Here is a 14,894-nt window from a genome sequence, read left to right on the forward strand (position 1 = left end):
AAGTTTAAATCATTCTCTCATCCAGACTTTACTGTCGGTATTGGAATTGCACCAATTCGGCTTTCGCTCGCGGACTTTACCGCCGGTTGGGATTTGCACCCTTCCCTGAAGATTTAAAATTATTATTTATTTCTTAATTTAATTATAACATTTGTGAAAATTTTTGCAAGATTTATGTCTACTTAATTTATATTTATTATCAATTATTTTTCTTATGTTTCTCCTTGCATTTTTTCTTTCAAATTTTTTATTTCTAATTTTTTTTCACATTTTATTGTGGTCTTTGTCCCACTGTATTTTCTGGACCTGGATCTTGAACTTTTTGAGCTGCGGAATTATAAACTATAACTGGCATACCTGTAAATGTTTTTGGATAAAGATTTTTCATAACGGCAGGTGGAATATTTATGCAGCCATGAGATCCACCAGATCTATAGATATTTCCTCCAAAGGATGATCTCCATGATGCGTCATGAAGTCCTATGCCAGACCAGTTTATTGGAGCCCAATAGGAAACTTTTGAACGATAAGTTTCTCCAGTTAGGTATCTATCTCTTTCACGAGACCAGATTCTATCAGTCCCCGTTGGAGTTCCATTGCCATGATTTGGATTTCCTGTAACTACATTTGTTTGTAGTTCCATAATTCCATTGTTGTAGTACCAAAGTTTTTGTCTTGCCAAGTCAACTTCTATATAAGTTTTCCCAATGTCGTCAATTTTTCTTGAAACTGCATCTTGTCTATAAACTGCTTTTACTGTCACTGGCTCATTTTTTTCTAGGGCAGCTACAAGAACTTCTCTCGTCTTTGGTCTGTCTGTTAGCCAGCCGTAAATTCCACCGTCAACTTTTACTGTTCCCACACCACTTGCATAAAAAATCCTCGATGTCCTATAAGTGTCATATTTTGCAGCAAGTTTTTCTACGAAATGGGCAACTTTTTCTTCGTCAAGGACAAGACTTCCATCCTCTGACTTGGAATACATAGCGATTATACCCTGACCTGTTACTTCTTCTTTTCTATCGTCAAAGTCAAAGGTAATTTTTTTATTAAATAATTCTTCATAAGAAGCAAGTTGTTTTTTAATGTAGTCTGAATCTGCCTTTATCTTTGGTTCCATATATAGATTTTCTTCTTCAAGGTCTAATTTTTCGTCTTTATCTGCAAAGTGATTTAGGATTGCATTTCTTAGTTCATCTCTTTTTATAATATTTCCATAAACTTCATCTTCTATTTTAAATTCATCTTTGTCAAAGACGACTTTGGCATCTTGAGAAGGTTTAGACTCTCCCCTAACTGCTTTTAGATTTGCAATTTTTTCATCTAAAGCTTTTTCATCATAGTGAAGGTCAAAGTCAACTTCATAATTTTTATTTATAAGAGAAGCCACTGGCCAATAGAAAGGAGTTTGTTCTACAAAACTTGAACCAATGGAGTCTATGTAATTTATTTCTTTTGCTGTAATTTTATCATTTAGATTTTTGTCCTTTGATATTATTTCAAGTTCAAAGTTCCTTGATAGGTCCTCGTAATTTTTTTCAAATTCAGAAATCTTTGTGAGACCAAAATCTCTGCCATTGACAAAAGTTCTTGGCATAAATCTGTCTTTGAAAAAATAAAGTCCCATTATATATATGAAAATTAATAAAACTAATAATAGTCCAAAAATTATTTTAAATGCTTTTTTCATAATTCCTCCTTCAACTATTATACTCTAAAGTTTATGTTTTTATGTGAGATTTTTTAAATGTAAAGTATTTGTAAATATTTTAATTTATAAATTTGTAAGTCTTTATTTGTTTTTTTACTTGATTGTATGTAAAATTAATCTAATGAATAGGATTTGCAAAGGGGTTATTAAATGAAAGATGAAGAGTTACTATCAAAAATGCGTTCAATTGAACTCTGGGACAAGAAGTTAATAAATGAATTTGAAGTGGGAAGTCTAAAAGGGCTGCAAGATATTCACAGATATTTGTTCCAAGACATATTTGATTTTGCCGGGGAGATAAGAAAAGTAAATATTTCTAAGGGGAATTTTAGATTTGCTCCAATTTTATTTTTGAGAGAAAATTTAAAAATAATAGAAAAAATGCCCGACAATAATTTTGATGAAATTATCGAAAAGTATGTAGAAATGAATGTCGCCCACCCTTTTAGAGAAGGAAACGGCCGTGCAACAAGAATATGGCTAGATTTAATTTTAAAGAAAAATTTAAAACTCTGTGTAGACTGGTCTAAAGTGGATAAATTTCAATATCTAAGTGCTATGGAAAGATCTCCCGTCAACTCACTGGAGATAAATCATTTGTTGAAATCAGCTTTAACAAGTGATATTGAAAGCAGACAAGTCTATATGCGTGGTATTCAAAATTCTTATTATTATGAGGACCTATACCAATACGATATTGAAAATTTAAATAAATAAATAATTCTGTAAATCTCTTGTAAAATAAATGCAAGAGATTTTTTTATGATTTTTATAAAAATAGGCATGAAAAAACCCACAAGTTATCTTGTGGGCTTAATACTGGTGCGGGAAAGAGGACTTGAACCCCCACTCCGTTGGAACTAGATCCTAAGTCTAGCGCGTCTGCCAATTCCGCCATTCCCGCATGAAGTTTTAACAACAAAATATATTATACGCACCTTTTAATATTTTGTCAATACTTTTTTAAAGTTTTTTTACTTTTTATTTTTTATTTTTTATTTTTGAGAAGATTTGTCCTTCTCTTTTCTGGTGCTTCTTTATTATAGCAGGTGATTTTTAAAAAATCCAGAATTTTTTATATTTTTTTTTACAAATTTTATTTTAATTTTATATAAAGAGTGAATTTATGGGATTTCTTTACAAAATTTTTATAAATTTTAGCTGCTACTATTATTTGCTCCTATTTCTTTTTATATCTTCCTATACTATAATATTTAGAAAGAATAATTTTAGAAAGAGTTGATTTTTTTGAACTTTAAAGAAAAAATGAGACAATTTATGGTCGGCAGATATGGGCAAGATCAATTGGGCAAATTTATCCTATCCCTGGCACTTGTGATTTTAATTATAAATCTCTTTGTGAAAAATGCTTCCCTGCCAACAGTTGCGCTAGTGCTTATAATTTATTCCTATTACAGGATCCTTTCTCGTGATGTCAATGCAAGATACAAGGAAAATAGAAAATTTTTGGACACAGTTGAGCCACTGAAAAGAAAATTTTCGAAATCAAAAAATACTTATGAAAAAAGAAAAACTTACAAGTATATCAAATGTCCATCTTGTAAGTTTGAGATGAAAGTCCCAAGGGGCAAGGGCAAAATAAGAGTAACTTGCAAGTCTTGCGGCAACAAATTCATAATAAAATCTTAAAAGTTCCCTTATGGGGACTTTTTATTTTGCCTAAATTCTTAATCTTTTTGTAAATTTTAAATCTTTTATTAATGTTATAATGAATTAAAGGAGTGATATTATGAAAAAGAAGTTTTTATTTATTTTATCTTTTTTATTTTTATTTACTAGCGTTTATGCCAATGGTGGGAAAAAGATGACTCTTGTCATTAATAATATTGTCTTTGAAAAGGAATTTATTGTTAAAAATGATAGGATTCACATTCCTCTTCGCCTAGTTTCTGAAAATCTAGGTGCTGATGTCAATTGGAATGCTGATGAGCGTAAGGTTGAAATTTTAAATCAAGATAAGAAAATTGTCTTTTATGTTGATTCTAATGAGTATAGGATTGACGATATGGTCTTCACAATTGACTCTCCATCTTTCATCATGGATGATACAACTTATGTGCCAGCAAGGGCGCTTGCCAATGCCATGGATGCAAAATTAGAATGGAATGAAAAAGAGTTTTACTGTGCAATCGACAATGGTTATGAAATTGACTCCACTCGTGGTGTAGATTTAATTAAGGATGCAAAGGATCTTCAAACTATTAATAAGATAAGAAAGGTAACTGATCTTGCTGGATATCTAAAAGATGGTGTGATGAAAGTTGAAGAAGTGGAAGATGGAAAAGTTTATGAATTGTACTTAAAGGATTATGAAAAGAAAAATTTGTCTATGAGATTTTCTTTTGATAAAAATAATAATTTAAGATTTTATAAGTTTGACTACTTCCCTAACGAAAAGTATCCTTTCTTGGAAAAACATTTAAGTGAAGATGAGTCAAAAAAAGTGGCTCGTGAATTTATGGACATAGTTGGGGATAAGAAAAGATTTTTAAAGGAAAATGAACTTAATGCAAATCAACAAGTTACGCCAGAAGCTGGAACTTACAACTTTTACACAAAATCTAGCCTAATAGCAATTGATGCAAGTGGCGGATTTGTTTACGCTTATTCTAATTATTAATGTTACAGAAATATTAAGAATGCCAAATTAAGTCACTCATTTTAGCCTTTTAATTGATTTATTGAAGAAAATCTGTATAATAAAGTTAACTTATATTTTAGGAGGATAAAAAATATGAACAAAAAATTAACATCATTATCACTAGCAGGAGTTATGCTTTTATCTACTGCAAGCCCAGTTTTCGCTGAAGTTACTGAAGCTGTTAAAGACGTAAAAGAACCAACTAAGATGGAAAAAGTTGTTGAAGAAGGCAACAAAAAGCTAGAAGAAACTAAAGAAGCTGGCAAAAAAGTTGAAGAAAAAGCTGAAGAAAAAATGACTGAAGTTAAAGAAGAAGCTAAAGAAGTTAAAGAAGAAGTTAAAAAAGAAGTTAAGACTATTGACGTTAAAGCTACTAAACAAAAAGTTAAACTTGACGGCAAAGATGTTGTTATCTACGGATACAATATTGATGGTTACAACTACTTCAAACTTAGAGATTTAGCTGCAGTTCTTAAAGATTCAGAAGCTAAATTCGGCGTTAACTACAAAGATGGCGTTGTTACTCTAACTAAGGCAGAAGACTACAAAGTTGTAGAATCTGACCAAAAAGAAGTTAAAGCTGAATCTAAGGGTATGCTTACAAATGACAAAGTTCTAGTTGGAGATAAAACTCTTACTGCTACTGCTTACAAGATTGATGACCTTAACTACTACAAGTTAAGAGATCTTGGCGAAGCTCTTGAATTTGGCGTTGGATATGACAAAGCTACTGATACTGTTCTTTTAACTTCTGTTGTTAACAAAGAAGAAACTAAAGAAGAAAAAGTTGCTCCTAAAGTTGAAGAAGTAAAAGAAGCTATCAACAAAGAATTAGCTAAAGAAAAAGAAGTTCGTGCTTCTGAAGAATACAAAAAAGCTACTGACGAAGTTAAAACTAACTACGAAAACGCAGTTGCAGCTGCAAAATCACTTCTAAATGATGAAAAAGCTACTGCTGAACAATTCGAAAACGAACTTAAAGCTCTAGTTGAAGCTGGAGAAAAAATTGGTTTCAAAGCTGACGCTAAAATAGAAGAAAAAGCTGAAGAAGGCAAAAAAGAAATCAAAAAAGACGCTAAAGAAGCAAAAGAAGAAGTTAAAGAAACTGCAAAAGAAGCAAAATAATTTAACTTGAATTTTAAAAGACCATGGAAATTATAATCCATGGTCTTATTTTTTTTATAATTTTTTAATTTTATTAGGTTTAAATACTGTAATCGTAATTTAAAATCTTTGCCCTCGCTTCACTCACAAAATAAAGTGAACCAGTTATTAAAATCAAATCGCCATCATTGTATTTTTCTTTATAATGGTCTATGGCATCTTCCAACTTCATCACTTGGGCTCTAATTCCATAAGAAGCTGCCTCTTTTTTTAATTCTTCAGGGCTTGTTCCCCTCTTGTAGTCCAAATTTACAAAGACGACTTCGTCAGTGAAAGATGAAATTTCTTCTAGCATCTTATTGTGTTCCTTGTCTGATAAAATGGACATGATTAGATAAAGTTTTTTGAACTTAAAGTTATCAATGGATTCTATTAATTTTTTTATTCCATCAAAATTGTGAGCTCCATCTAGTATAATAAGTGGATCTCTCGACACAATTTCCATTCTGCCAGCCCATGTTGAATTTTTTATCCTATCTCTTATTTCATCAAGAGAAATTTTTAAAATACCCCTCTTATTTAAAATATAAAGGGCATAAATTGCTCCAAGGGCATTTTCAGCTTGGTAATCGCCAATTTGTGTGAGATGAAATTTTTCTTCTTTTCCATCTAATTTTACTCTAAAATCAATTCCCTTTAAGTCAGATTTTATAATTTCACTTTCAAGATCCTTAGTGTAAAAAATTTCTGCAGATTTTTTCTTGCTTCCTTATTTATAACTTTAAGGATTTTTTCATCTTTATTTGTAGTCACGACAAGTCCATCTTCTTGGATAATGCCTGCCTTGGCATCTGCAATTTCTTCTATTGTATTGCCAAGATATTCCATGTGATCCATGGAAATAGATGTGATAATGGAAATTAATTTTTCACGACTTGTGAAGATATTTGTGGAGTCGGCACGACCTCCCATGCCAACTTCCAAAACTGCCAAATCAACTTTTTCTCTTTCAAAGTAAATTATTGCCATAATAGTTAAAAATTCAAAGAGATTTAATTCCCCATATTCTTCAACTATTTCTTTTTCCTTTTCTAAAATAAATTCGCCTATATCAGCAAAGTCTTCTTGTGATATTTCTCTATCGCCAATTTTTATCCTGTCACAATATGTGATTAGATGAGGAGAAACAAAAGTGCCAAGTTTATAGTCTTCTTTTAAGATGTCCTTTATAAAGCTTACTGTTGAGCCCTTGCCATTAGTCCCTGCAATGTGAATTACTTTTAATTTTTTATGGGGTGAATCAATATTTTCTAAGAATTTTTTGATTCTCACATTGCCCTTGGACTTGAATTTTCCAATTCTCTTCTCAATATTTTCTACAATTTCTTCATAAGTCATAGATTTTTTACTACCTTTGCAATTTGTGCTTCTACAGTTTTTAAAATTTCTTCGTATTTTGTAACTTTTTCTTTTTCTTCTTCGATTAATTTTGCTGGAGCTTTTGATACGAAACCTTGGTTAGAAAGTTTTCCCTTTGCTCTTTTTAGTTCAGCTTCTGCATCCTTCTTGTCCTTTTGAAGTCTTTTTAATTCTTTTTCAAAGTCAACAAGTTCCTTTAGTGGAAGTTGAATTTCTGCTCTATCGAGAACAATGGCTATATTTTCAGAATTTTTCTTTGCTTCATCATCTGTTATTTCAACTGAATTTGAATAACCAAGATTTAGTAAAAGTCCCTTCATTTCTTCAAAAATTTCCTTCACTTCAGCATCCTTTGTGTAGACAAGAGTGTTGGATTTCTTTGAGTTTTCTATATTCATTTCACTTCTTGCATTTCTAATTTCACGAATTGCATTTTCAATGTATTCAGTGGCTTTTTCTTCTTTTTCAAATACAAAATCTTCCTTGTATTCTGGCCAAGATGAAATAATTAAGGCTTCTTCTCTATTTGGTAGAGCTTGCCAAATTTCTTCTGTGATATATGGCATAAATGGATGAAGAAGTTTTAAGATGTTTTCTAATACATAAAGTAAAACTTTTACTGTGTTGTTCTTTTCTTCTAAATCATCTGAATATAAAACTGGCTTTACAATTTCAATGTACCAGTCGCAGAAGTCAGACCAGATGAAGTCGTAGATTGCATCTGCTGCAAGTCCAATTTCATATTTGTCGATTTTTTCTGTAATTGATTTTATAACTTTTTGTAATTTTGAAATTATCCACTTGTCTTGGTAGTGAAGTTTTTCTAAATCAAATTTTGAATCCTTAATTTCATCAGACATATTCATCATTAGAAATCTTGTTGCATTCCAAAGTTTATTGGCAAAGTTTCTATTTGCTTCTACTCTCTTAATATAAAATCTCATGTCATTACCTGGTGTATTTCCAGTTACAAGAGTAAATCTAAGGGCGTCAGCACCATAATCTCTAATTATATCTAGTGGGTCGATTCCATTTCCAAGAGATTTTGACATCTTTCTACCTTGGTCATCTCTTACAAGTCCATTTAAAAATACATCTTTAAAAGGAAGTTTGCCAGTTTGTTCTAAGGCAGAAAATACCATTCTAATTACCCAGAAGAAAATTATGTCATAACCAGTTACAAGCACATTTGTTGGATAAAAATATTCATATTCAGGAGTTTTTTCTGGCCAACCTAATGTTGAGAAAGGCCAAAGAGCTGATGAAAACCAAGTGTCTAATGTGTCTTGATCTTGTGTATATGTTTTTCCTTCGTGTCCTTCTGTATTTGATGGATCTTCTCTTGAAATAACAATTTCATCATCAGAATCAGAATACCAAACTGGAAGTCTGTGTCCCCACCAAAGTTGTCTTGAAATATTCCAGTCACGAATATTTTCTAACCAATTTTCATAAATTTTTCCAAATCTTTCTGGGACAATATTTAAATTTCCCTTTCTGTATTCTTCAAGAGCTGGCTTTGCAAGAGGTGCCATTTTTACAAACCATTGTTTTGAAATTAGTGGTTCTATAACTGTGTGACATCTTTCACAGTGACCAACAGCGTTGTGGTGATGTTTTTTGCCAATATAAAAGCCAAGCTTTTCAAAATCTTCTATTATTTTCTTTCTTGCTTCATATCTTTCCATACCTGCATAGGCACCAGCATTTTCATTTAAATATCCCTTGCCATCAATTACTATGTTTTGACCAAGATCGTGACGAGCACCAACTTCAAAGTCATTAGGGTCATGTGATGGAGTGATTTTTACTGCACCAGAACCAAAATCCATTTCAACATATTCATCGGCAATAATAGGAATTTTTTTGTTATCCATTACTGGAATCATTACATATTCTCCAACTAAATCAGTGTATCTTTCATCAGCTGGATTTACTGCAATGGCAAGGTCTCCTGGGATTGTTTCAGGTCTTGTAGTTGCAATTTCAATTCCGCCTTCTCTATCTGCAAAAGGATATTTAAAGTACCAGATGTTTCCGTCACTTTCAACGTGTTCTACTTCTGCATCAGAAATTGAAGTTTCACAAGATGGGCACCAATTAATAATTCTGTTGCCACGATAAATTAGTCCCTTTTCATAAAGTTCTATAAAAACTTCTTCCACTGCATTGGATAAATTATCATCAAGAGTAAAACTTTGTCTTGACCAGTCGCAGGAAATTCCAAGTTTTTTAAGTTGATTTACAATGTTTCCACCATATTCGTTAGTCCAATCCCAAGCTCTTTCTAGGAATTTTTCTCTTCCAATGTCTTCCTTATCTATTCCTTCACTTCTTAATTTTTCCACTACCTTTGCTTCAGTGGAAATAGAAGCGTGATCTGTTCCTGGAACCCAAAGAGCAGAGTAGCCTTGCATTCTCTTTGTCCTAATTAAAACATCTTGTATTGTGTTATTAAGAGCATGACCCATGTGAAGATTTCCAGTTACATTTGGAGGTGGCATTACTATAGAATAAGGCTTCTTGTTTTCGTCCACCTCTGCCTTAAAATAATTATTTTCCATCCAATAATCATAGATTTTTTCTTCAAAATCCTTTGGATCATAAGTTTTGTTTAACTCTTTCATTTTTCCTCCTAAATTTATCTTTTTTACATATTTACAATTTATAAAATTAAAAATAAAAAAGCGTCCTCCATCCCTAAGGACGAAAGACGCGGTACCACCTTAATTTTTATTTTTCAATAAACACTCTAAAATCTTTAACGAGATAAGTCGTCTCTGGCTACTATTTTCACCAAAGAAGCAAAAAAGCTACAATTGTAAAGTTCATAAAGACCTCTCAGCAAACAGTCTCTCTCTTGATATAAATTTTTACAATCCTCTTTTTTATTGCTTGTTTTTATTTTGATTCAGTATAAATTTGTGTCGGACCGTCTGCCTCACCAATAATTTCTATACCCTTATCTTTGTCAGTCTTTTTATTTGTTTCTGTATAGATTTGAGTTGGACCATCTGCTCCGCCGATTATTCCAATAGATGCAGCTTCATTTGCATTAGATCTATCTAAGACTCCTGAACCTATTAAGCTAATCGCTACTACAATTATTATTTTCTTCATAAGCCACCTCCAACTTAATATAAAAGATACCACAAAAAATCTTTGAAATCAATAAGAATTCGATTATCTAGGGATAAAACCAACTTTTTTATAAACTTTTCTTAGAGTTTTATTTGCAAGATAAGATGCTTTTTCTGCTCCTTCTTTGTAAACTGATTCAAGATATGCCTTGTCAGATCTTATTTCTTTAAATCTCTCTCTAAGTGGTCTTAATCCTTCAACTACAACTTCTCCAAGGTCTTCTTTAAATTCTCCATAGCCAAGATTTTCGTATTTCTTGACAATTTCTTCAGGGCTCATGCCAGAAAAAGATGAGTGAATATTTATTAAATTCTTTAAACCAGCTTGTTCATCAGAATATCTAAATTCTCCAGTTGAATCTGTCACTGCTCTTTTTATTTTCTTTCTTGTGTCGTCTTCTGAATCCAAAATTAAGATAAAGGAATCTTTATTTGAATCAGACTTAGACATCTTTGAAGAAGGATCCTTAAGTGACATGATCCTTGCCCCAACTTTTGGAGTCATAATTTCTGGAATAGTAAAAGTTTCTGAATATCTTGAATTAAATCTTTGTGCCAAATCCCTTGTAAGTTCAATGTGTTGCTTTTGATCTTCTCCAACAGGCACATAAGAAGTTCCATATAGCAAAATATCGGCAGCCATAAGAACAGGATAGTTTAAAATTCCAGCTTGGACATCAGAATATTTTTTGGACTTATCTTTAAATTGTGTCATTCTTTGAAGTTGTCCAAGTCCAGTCATTGTGTTAAGTACCCAACCAAGTTCTGCGTGTTGTGGCACGTGAGATTGAATATAAATTATAGATTTCTTTGGATCAAGACCTGCTGCTAGATAAAGAGCAAGGACATCAAGAGTATTTTTTCTCAAGTCCTTTGGTTCTTGTGGTGCAGTTATTGCGTGCATATCTACAATGCAGTATAAGCAGTTGTAGTCATCTTGAAGTCCAATAAAATTTTTTAAAGCTCCAATATAATTTCCAATAGTGAGGGAACCTGAAGGTTGAATCCCTGAATAAACTATTTTTTTATCATCCATTTTAATTTTCTCCCCTTGTTTTTATATCTTCCCATCTCTCATTTACTAGATTCCTAATTTTTTCTTCATCAACATTTACAATTTTTCTATTTTTCATTATAAATTTACCATCGCAAATTACTGATTCCACATCAGATGAATTTGCAGAATATACAAGTGCAGAGATGAGATTATTTCTCGGTGTAAAGGAATTTGAGTTTAAATCAAAAATTGTAAGGTCGGCAAGATAATTTTCTTTTACTAAGCCAAGTTTTTCAAATCCAAGTGCCTTTGCTCCATTTACTGTTGCCATCTTTAAAATTTCTATTGCAGGAACAGCTTTTTCATTCATAGTAACAGCCTTATTGACAATGCCGCCAATGTGCTTTTCTTCTACAAAATCTTGATTGTTATTTGATGAATCGCCATCAGTTCCCAGTGCCATAGTGATATTATTTTTTAAAAGTTTATCCACTGGTGTAAATCCACTGGCAAGCTTTAAGTTTGATGATGGATTGTAAACTGGGAAGAATTTTTTATCCTTTACAAGTTCAATTTCCTCGTCAGTAATGTGAACGCAGTGAGCTGCAATTATTTGGCTATCAAGAAGGCCCAATGAATTTACATATTCAATTGGTGTCATGCCATATTCTTTTTTAGAATTTTCAACTTCTGTAAGAGTTTCTGACAAGTGAATGTGAATTAAGCTGTCATATCTTTCTAGAGATCTTTTTGCAATTTCTTTTAGAAATTCTGTGGAACAAGTGTAAATTGCGTGAGGTGCAGGAACAACTTTTATTCTGCCATTACACTTTTCGTGATAATTATTGTAAAGATCATCAAATTCTTGTAACTTTTCTTCGCCCTTGCCATCCACATCTGTCATGCCACGAGTTAAGACTCCACGAATTCCTGCTTCTATAGCTGCATCGCCAACTCTATCCATTTCGTAATACATATCGCAAAAAGATGTGACCCCTGACTTTATATTTTCAATAATAGAAAGCATTGAAGACCAATAAATGTCTTCTGCATTTAATTTAGCTTCTATTGGCCAAATTTCATTTTCAAGCCAGTCCATAAGTGCCAAGTCATCGGCATAGTTTCTAAAATAAGACATACCAAGATGAGTGTGGGCATTTACAAAACCTGGTGTGAGAAGTTTATTTTCTCCATCAAGAACTTCATCTGCTGATAGATCTAAATTTTTTCCAATTTTTTTTATTTTATTTTCTTCTATAAAAATATCTGCCTTGTCGACAATTTTTTCTTCTTCTATATCTAAATATGAAATATTTTTTAAAAGTATACTCATAATTCCTCCAATACTAATATTATTATAACAAAGTTTAAAAATTTTTTTCAATTTTTAAAGTATGATTGAGAATTTAAAATTCTATGAGCTCCCTGCAAAATATTTAGTCCTGTGAATTTTTCTGTGATTTTACAATATTAACTCGCGATAATTTCCATCAAAAAAGCACATCTACTCTTTAACAGTTAGTGTGCTTTAACTCAAATCATATAAATTTAAAAACATTCTTAAATGAATTTATTAACTTATTAATGTCAACATCATTTAACTTGTAAATTCTATTCCCTAAAAATCTTTCTGTTGAAACTTCTCTTAATTTATTAACCCTTACAAAAGCTTTTTCATAACTTGGGTTTTGCTGATAATCCCTACAATTTATTGTAAATCCACCACGATATTTTTTACCTGATTTTTTACTTGTAATTGGTGCAACTAAAATAGTTTTATCCGCATAGGAAAAATTAGACAAAATTACAGCATAATGTTTCCCTTGTAATTCTCCACCTATATTATTTTTAAAATCAACCAGATAAACATCAAATAATTCAAATTTCATAAATTTCCCCAAAAATTAAGCAGGCTAACCAGCCTGCTTGCAATGTCCTTAACTAATAAGGCTCTTTCCTCTTATGAGTACCTTATCCTTAACTAATAAGGTTTTCGGTAATTAAATATTATCACTTTTATTGAAATAAAACAAGGTATTTATAACATTTAATTGTCAGTGTGCTTATAATAATTAAGCTATTTTTGGAATGAAAGTATTTTTGTATTTCTAAATACCTTTCATCTTGTATCTGTTCAAGATTATTTACTTTTTCTAAAATAAAATGCAGGCAGTCCTAAATAGCTTAATTCATCCTTGTTATTATAGAATGACACATTTGCATTTTCGTAAAATCCTTCCAATATAATTTCTTCTGCAGGCTCACAAGCAAGCACACAAGTTTGGCAATTTATAGGATAAAATTCATCTTCCATGTATCTTGGATTTTGTCTTTACCCTTATTAAAAAATTTTTTTCAATTTATTGAAATTTCTCACTTCACAAAATAAACTTTGGTATAATGAGCTTATGAATGGAAATTATTTAGAATTTAATGTATTTTTTGACATCATCGGAACTATTGCCTTTGCAATTTCTGGTGCCATACTTGGTTGCAAAAAGAATATGGACATACTTGGCGTAATAGTTTTGGGACTTGTGACAGCTCTTGGAGGAGGCTTTGTTCGTGACTTGGTACTTGGAATAAATCCACCAAATATGTTTCAAAATTCAACAAATGCTCTTATATCCACTGCCTTTGCAGTTTTGGTTTTTATTTTCTTTTTTACTAAAGAAAAATTTTTCCAACTCTCACTTGTTAAAACTCATGAACAGATTCATGATTATAACTGACACAATTGGACTTGCATCTTTTACCATAACTGGAATGGCAACAGCAATCTCTTTAGGTTACGACAAAAGGTTCCTTCTTATCTTTGTGGGAACAATAACTGGAGTCGGCGGTGGTATGATTCGTGATATCTTGGCTGGGACTATCCCCTTTATTTTTAAGGAACAAATTTATGCCGGTGCCTGTATCTTAGGTTCAATTGTATTTATAATTGCAAGACATTTCTTTTCTTATCAATTTTCCATGATAATTTGCTTTTTTACAGTTTTAATATTTAGACTTTTGGCAGTGAAAAAAAATTGGAACTTGCCAAGGATAAAAAATCAGGAGGAATAAAATGGCAGTAGCAGAATTAACACTTATACCTATAGGAACAAAGACTACATCTGTGAGCAAATACATAGCAGGTGCCTTGGATTCAATTGGAGAAATCGAAGGATTAACTTATGAACTAAATCCCATGGGCACAACAATTGCTCATGACGACTTAAAAGTTTTATATGAAGTAATAAGAAGAATGCAAGAATCTGTCTTTGATGCTGGAGCAAATAGAGTTTATTCTGTTGTAAAAATTGACGACAGACGTGACAAGGATTACACTTTTAAGGATAAAGTTACATCAGTTAATGAAAAGAGAAAAAATAAATAATTTTTATAGGACCTCATCATATTGATGGGGTTTTTCTAAAAATATTTTTTAATTTATTATGGTCTTTATGTTTTTTTAAGGAGGAGGAAATATGTACGAAGGTTTTTTGACAGATGTTGAAGGAATAAAACTTGGCCATGCAGAAGATAAGCTTGCCCTAACTGGGACTAGTGTTATTTTGTGTGAGGATGGTTTTACTGCTGGAGTTGATGTTCGTGGAGCAGGTCCTGGTACTCGTGAAACTGATCTTTTAAGAGCAGAAAATTTAGTCCAAAAGGTTCACGCCGTTTTTTTAACTGGTGGCTCTGCCTATGGTCTTGATGTTGGCGGCGGCATTATGAAATTTTTGGAAGAAAGTGGTTCTGGTTTTGATGTTGGTGTTGGTGTTGTCCCTATAGTTCCTGGTGCAGTTCTATTTGATCTTGCACTAGGTGATGCAAAGGTTAGACCTGATTTTAAGATGGGTTATGCTGCAGCAAAAA

At 31.9% G+C, this 14,894-nt stretch carries 16 protein-coding genes, 1 tRNA gene, 1 riboswitch and 1 other annotated feature; of the genes, 8 read left to right on the forward strand and 9 right to left on the reverse strand.

Annotated elements, in window-relative coordinates:
* Positions 1–4: 4 nt before the first annotated feature.
* Positions 5–117, reverse strand: a riboswitch (FMN riboswitch).
* 154 nt (positions 118–271) lie between these two features.
* Positions 272–1,690, reverse strand: a complete 1,419-nt coding sequence (locus HGPT_RS04385; RefSeq protein ID WP_019138647.1) for a L,D-transpeptidase family protein — start codon at positions 1,688–1,690, stop codon at positions 272–274.
* A 171-nt stretch (positions 1,691–1,861) separates the two neighbouring features.
* On the opposite strand from HGPT_RS04385, the gene fic reads away from it, so the two are divergent.
* Positions 1,862–2,428: a protein adenylyltransferase Fic gene (fic, locus tag HGPT_RS04390; RefSeq protein WP_019138648.1), complete on the forward strand. Its 567-nt coding sequence runs from the start codon at positions 1,862–1,864 to the stop codon at positions 2,426–2,428.
* Between the two features lie 103 nt (positions 2,429–2,531).
* Here fic and HGPT_RS04395 read toward each other — a convergent pair.
* A tRNA-Leu gene (locus HGPT_RS04395) sits at positions 2,532–2,615 on the reverse strand.
* A gap of 374 nt (positions 2,616–2,989) precedes the next feature.
* Here HGPT_RS04395 and HGPT_RS04400 point away from each other — a divergent pair.
* The 3 genes from HGPT_RS04400 (at position 2,990) to HGPT_RS04410 (ending at position 5,498) form a co-directional block, all read left to right on the forward strand.
* The gene (locus tag HGPT_RS04400) at positions 2,990–3,361 is read left to right on the forward strand and encodes a zinc-ribbon domain-containing protein (RefSeq protein ID WP_244946988.1); all 372 of its coding nucleotides are present in this window, start codon (positions 2,990–2,992) and stop codon (positions 3,359–3,361) included.
* A gap of 100 nt (positions 3,362–3,461) precedes the next feature.
* Positions 3,462–4,352, forward strand: a complete 891-nt coding sequence (locus HGPT_RS04405; protein WP_019138650.1) for a copper amine oxidase N-terminal domain-containing protein — start codon at positions 3,462–3,464, stop codon at positions 4,350–4,352.
* Positions 4,353–4,466: 114 nt separating this feature from the next.
* Positions 4,467–5,498 carry a hypothetical protein gene (locus HGPT_RS04410; RefSeq protein ID WP_019138651.1) on the forward strand — a complete coding sequence of 344 codons (1,032 nt, stop codon included), beginning with the start codon at positions 4,467–4,469 and terminating at the stop codon, positions 5,496–5,498.
* 79 nt (positions 5,499–5,577) lie between these two features.
* On the opposite strand, the gene HGPT_RS09875 is transcribed toward HGPT_RS04410, so the two are convergent.
* The 7 genes from HGPT_RS09875 to HGPT_RS04440 form a co-directional block, all read right to left on the reverse strand.
* The gene (locus HGPT_RS09875) at positions 5,578–5,982 is read right to left on the reverse strand and encodes a glutamate ligase domain-containing protein (RefSeq protein WP_019138652.1); all 405 of its coding nucleotides are present in this window, start codon (positions 5,980–5,982) and stop codon (positions 5,578–5,580) included.
* 203 nt (positions 5,983–6,185) lie between these two features.
* Positions 6,186–6,875 carry a bifunctional folylpolyglutamate synthase/dihydrofolate synthase gene (locus HGPT_RS09880; RefSeq protein WP_019138653.1) on the reverse strand — a complete coding sequence of 230 codons (690 nt, stop codon included), beginning with the start codon at positions 6,873–6,875 and terminating at the stop codon, positions 6,186–6,188.
* Entirely contained in the window at positions 6,872–9,523 is a 2,652-nt protein-coding gene (locus tag HGPT_RS04420) for a valine--tRNA ligase (protein WP_019138654.1), read from the reverse strand. Before HGPT_RS04420 ends, HGPT_RS09880 begins: the two co-directional genes overlap by 4 nt.
* Before the next feature lie 72 nt (positions 9,524–9,595).
* Positions 9,596–9,797, reverse strand: a binding site (T-box leader).
* Positions 9,798–10,016, reverse strand: coding sequence for a sodium ion-translocating decarboxylase subunit beta (locus HGPT_RS04425; protein WP_019138655.1), 219 nt, complete (start codon positions 10,014–10,016; stop codon positions 9,798–9,800).
* 63 nt (positions 10,017–10,079) lie between these two features.
* Entirely contained in the window at positions 10,080–11,072 is a 993-nt protein-coding gene (gene trpS, locus HGPT_RS04430; protein ID WP_019138656.1) for a tryptophan--tRNA ligase, read from the reverse strand.
* Between the two features lies 1 nt (position 11,073).
* Positions 11,074–12,366, reverse strand: coding sequence for an amidohydrolase (locus HGPT_RS04435; RefSeq protein WP_019138657.1), 1,293 nt, complete (start codon positions 12,364–12,366; stop codon positions 11,074–11,076).
* Positions 12,367–12,571: 205 nt separating this feature from the next.
* Positions 12,572–12,922 carry a type II toxin-antitoxin system PemK/MazF family toxin gene (locus HGPT_RS04440; RefSeq protein WP_019138658.1) on the reverse strand — a complete coding sequence of 117 codons (351 nt, stop codon included), beginning with the start codon at positions 12,920–12,922 and terminating at the stop codon, positions 12,572–12,574.
* Between the two features lie 519 nt (positions 12,923–13,441).
* Here HGPT_RS04440 and HGPT_RS09885 point away from each other — a divergent pair.
* The 4 genes from HGPT_RS09885 to HGPT_RS04455 form a co-directional block, all read left to right on the forward strand.
* The gene (locus HGPT_RS09885; protein ID WP_245544130.1) at positions 13,442–13,765 is read left to right on the forward strand and encodes a trimeric intracellular cation channel family protein; all 324 of its coding nucleotides are present in this window, start codon (positions 13,442–13,444) and stop codon (positions 13,763–13,765) included.
* Entirely contained in the window at positions 13,752–14,099 is a 348-nt protein-coding gene (locus tag HGPT_RS09890) for a trimeric intracellular cation channel family protein (protein WP_245544131.1), read from the forward strand. Before HGPT_RS09885 ends, HGPT_RS09890 begins: the two co-directional genes overlap by 14 nt.
* Position 14,100: 1 nt before the next feature.
* Positions 14,101–14,412, forward strand: coding sequence for an MTH1187 family thiamine-binding protein (locus HGPT_RS04450; RefSeq protein WP_019138660.1), 312 nt, complete (start codon positions 14,101–14,103; stop codon positions 14,410–14,412).
* Positions 14,413–14,503: 91 nt separating this feature from the next.
* A partial coding sequence (locus HGPT_RS04455; protein ID WP_040542528.1) for a P1 family peptidase occupies positions 14,504–14,894 on the forward strand: 391 nt, incomplete at its 3' end.

The sequence above is a fragment of the Peptoniphilus timonensis JC401 genome (assembly GCF_000312025.1).
GTDB classification, from domain to species: Bacteria; Bacillota; Clostridia; order Tissierellales; family Peptoniphilaceae; genus Peptoniphilus_A; species Peptoniphilus_A timonensis.

What these genes read in the sequence shown, in the direction of transcription:
- HGPT_RS04385 (WP_019138647.1), bottom strand. Translation starts at nt 1,690, where the DNA reads ATGAAAAAAGCATTTAAAATAATTTTTGGACTATTATTAGTTTTATTA.
- fic (WP_019138648.1), top strand. Translation starts at nt 1,862, where the DNA reads ATGAAAGATGAAGAGTTACTATCAAAAATGCGTTCAATTGAACTCTGG.
- HGPT_RS04400 (WP_244946988.1), top strand. Translation starts at nt 2,990, where the DNA reads ATGGTCGGCAGATATGGGCAAGATCAATTGGGCAAATTTATCCTATCC.
- HGPT_RS04405 (WP_019138650.1), top strand. Translation starts at nt 3,462, where the DNA reads ATGAAAAAGAAGTTTTTATTTATTTTATCTTTTTTATTTTTATTTACT.
- HGPT_RS04410 (WP_019138651.1), top strand. Translation starts at nt 4,467, where the DNA reads ATGAACAAAAAATTAACATCATTATCACTAGCAGGAGTTATGCTTTTA.
- HGPT_RS09875 (WP_019138652.1), bottom strand. Translation starts at nt 5,982, where the DNA reads ATGGAAATTGTGTCGAGAGATCCACTTATTATACTAGATGGAGCTCAC.
- HGPT_RS09880 (WP_019138653.1), bottom strand. Translation starts at nt 6,875, where the DNA reads ATGACTTATGAAGAAATTGTAGAAAATATTGAGAAGAGAATTGGAAAA.
- HGPT_RS04420 (WP_019138654.1), bottom strand. Translation starts at nt 9,523, where the DNA reads ATGAAAGAGTTAAACAAAACTTATGATCCAAAGGATTTTGAAGAAAAA.
- HGPT_RS04425 (WP_019138655.1), bottom strand. Translation starts at nt 10,016, where the DNA reads ATGAAGAAAATAATAATTGTAGTAGCGATTAGCTTAATAGGTTCAGGA.
- trpS (WP_019138656.1), bottom strand. Translation starts at nt 11,072, where the DNA reads ATGGATGATAAAAAAATAGTTTATTCAGGGATTCAACCTTCAGGTTCC.
- HGPT_RS04435 (WP_019138657.1), bottom strand. Translation starts at nt 12,366, where the DNA reads ATGAGTATACTTTTAAAAAATATTTCATATTTAGATATAGAAGAAGAA.
- HGPT_RS04440 (WP_019138658.1), bottom strand. Translation starts at nt 12,922, where the DNA reads ATGAAATTTGAATTATTTGATGTTTATCTGGTTGATTTTAAAAATAAT.
- HGPT_RS09885 (WP_245544130.1), top strand. Translation starts at nt 13,442, where the DNA reads ATGAATGGAAATTATTTAGAATTTAATGTATTTTTTGACATCATCGGA.
- HGPT_RS09890 (WP_245544131.1), top strand. Translation starts at nt 13,752, where the DNA reads ATGATTATAACTGACACAATTGGACTTGCATCTTTTACCATAACTGGA.
- HGPT_RS04450 (WP_019138660.1), top strand. Translation starts at nt 14,101, where the DNA reads ATGGCAGTAGCAGAATTAACACTTATACCTATAGGAACAAAGACTACA.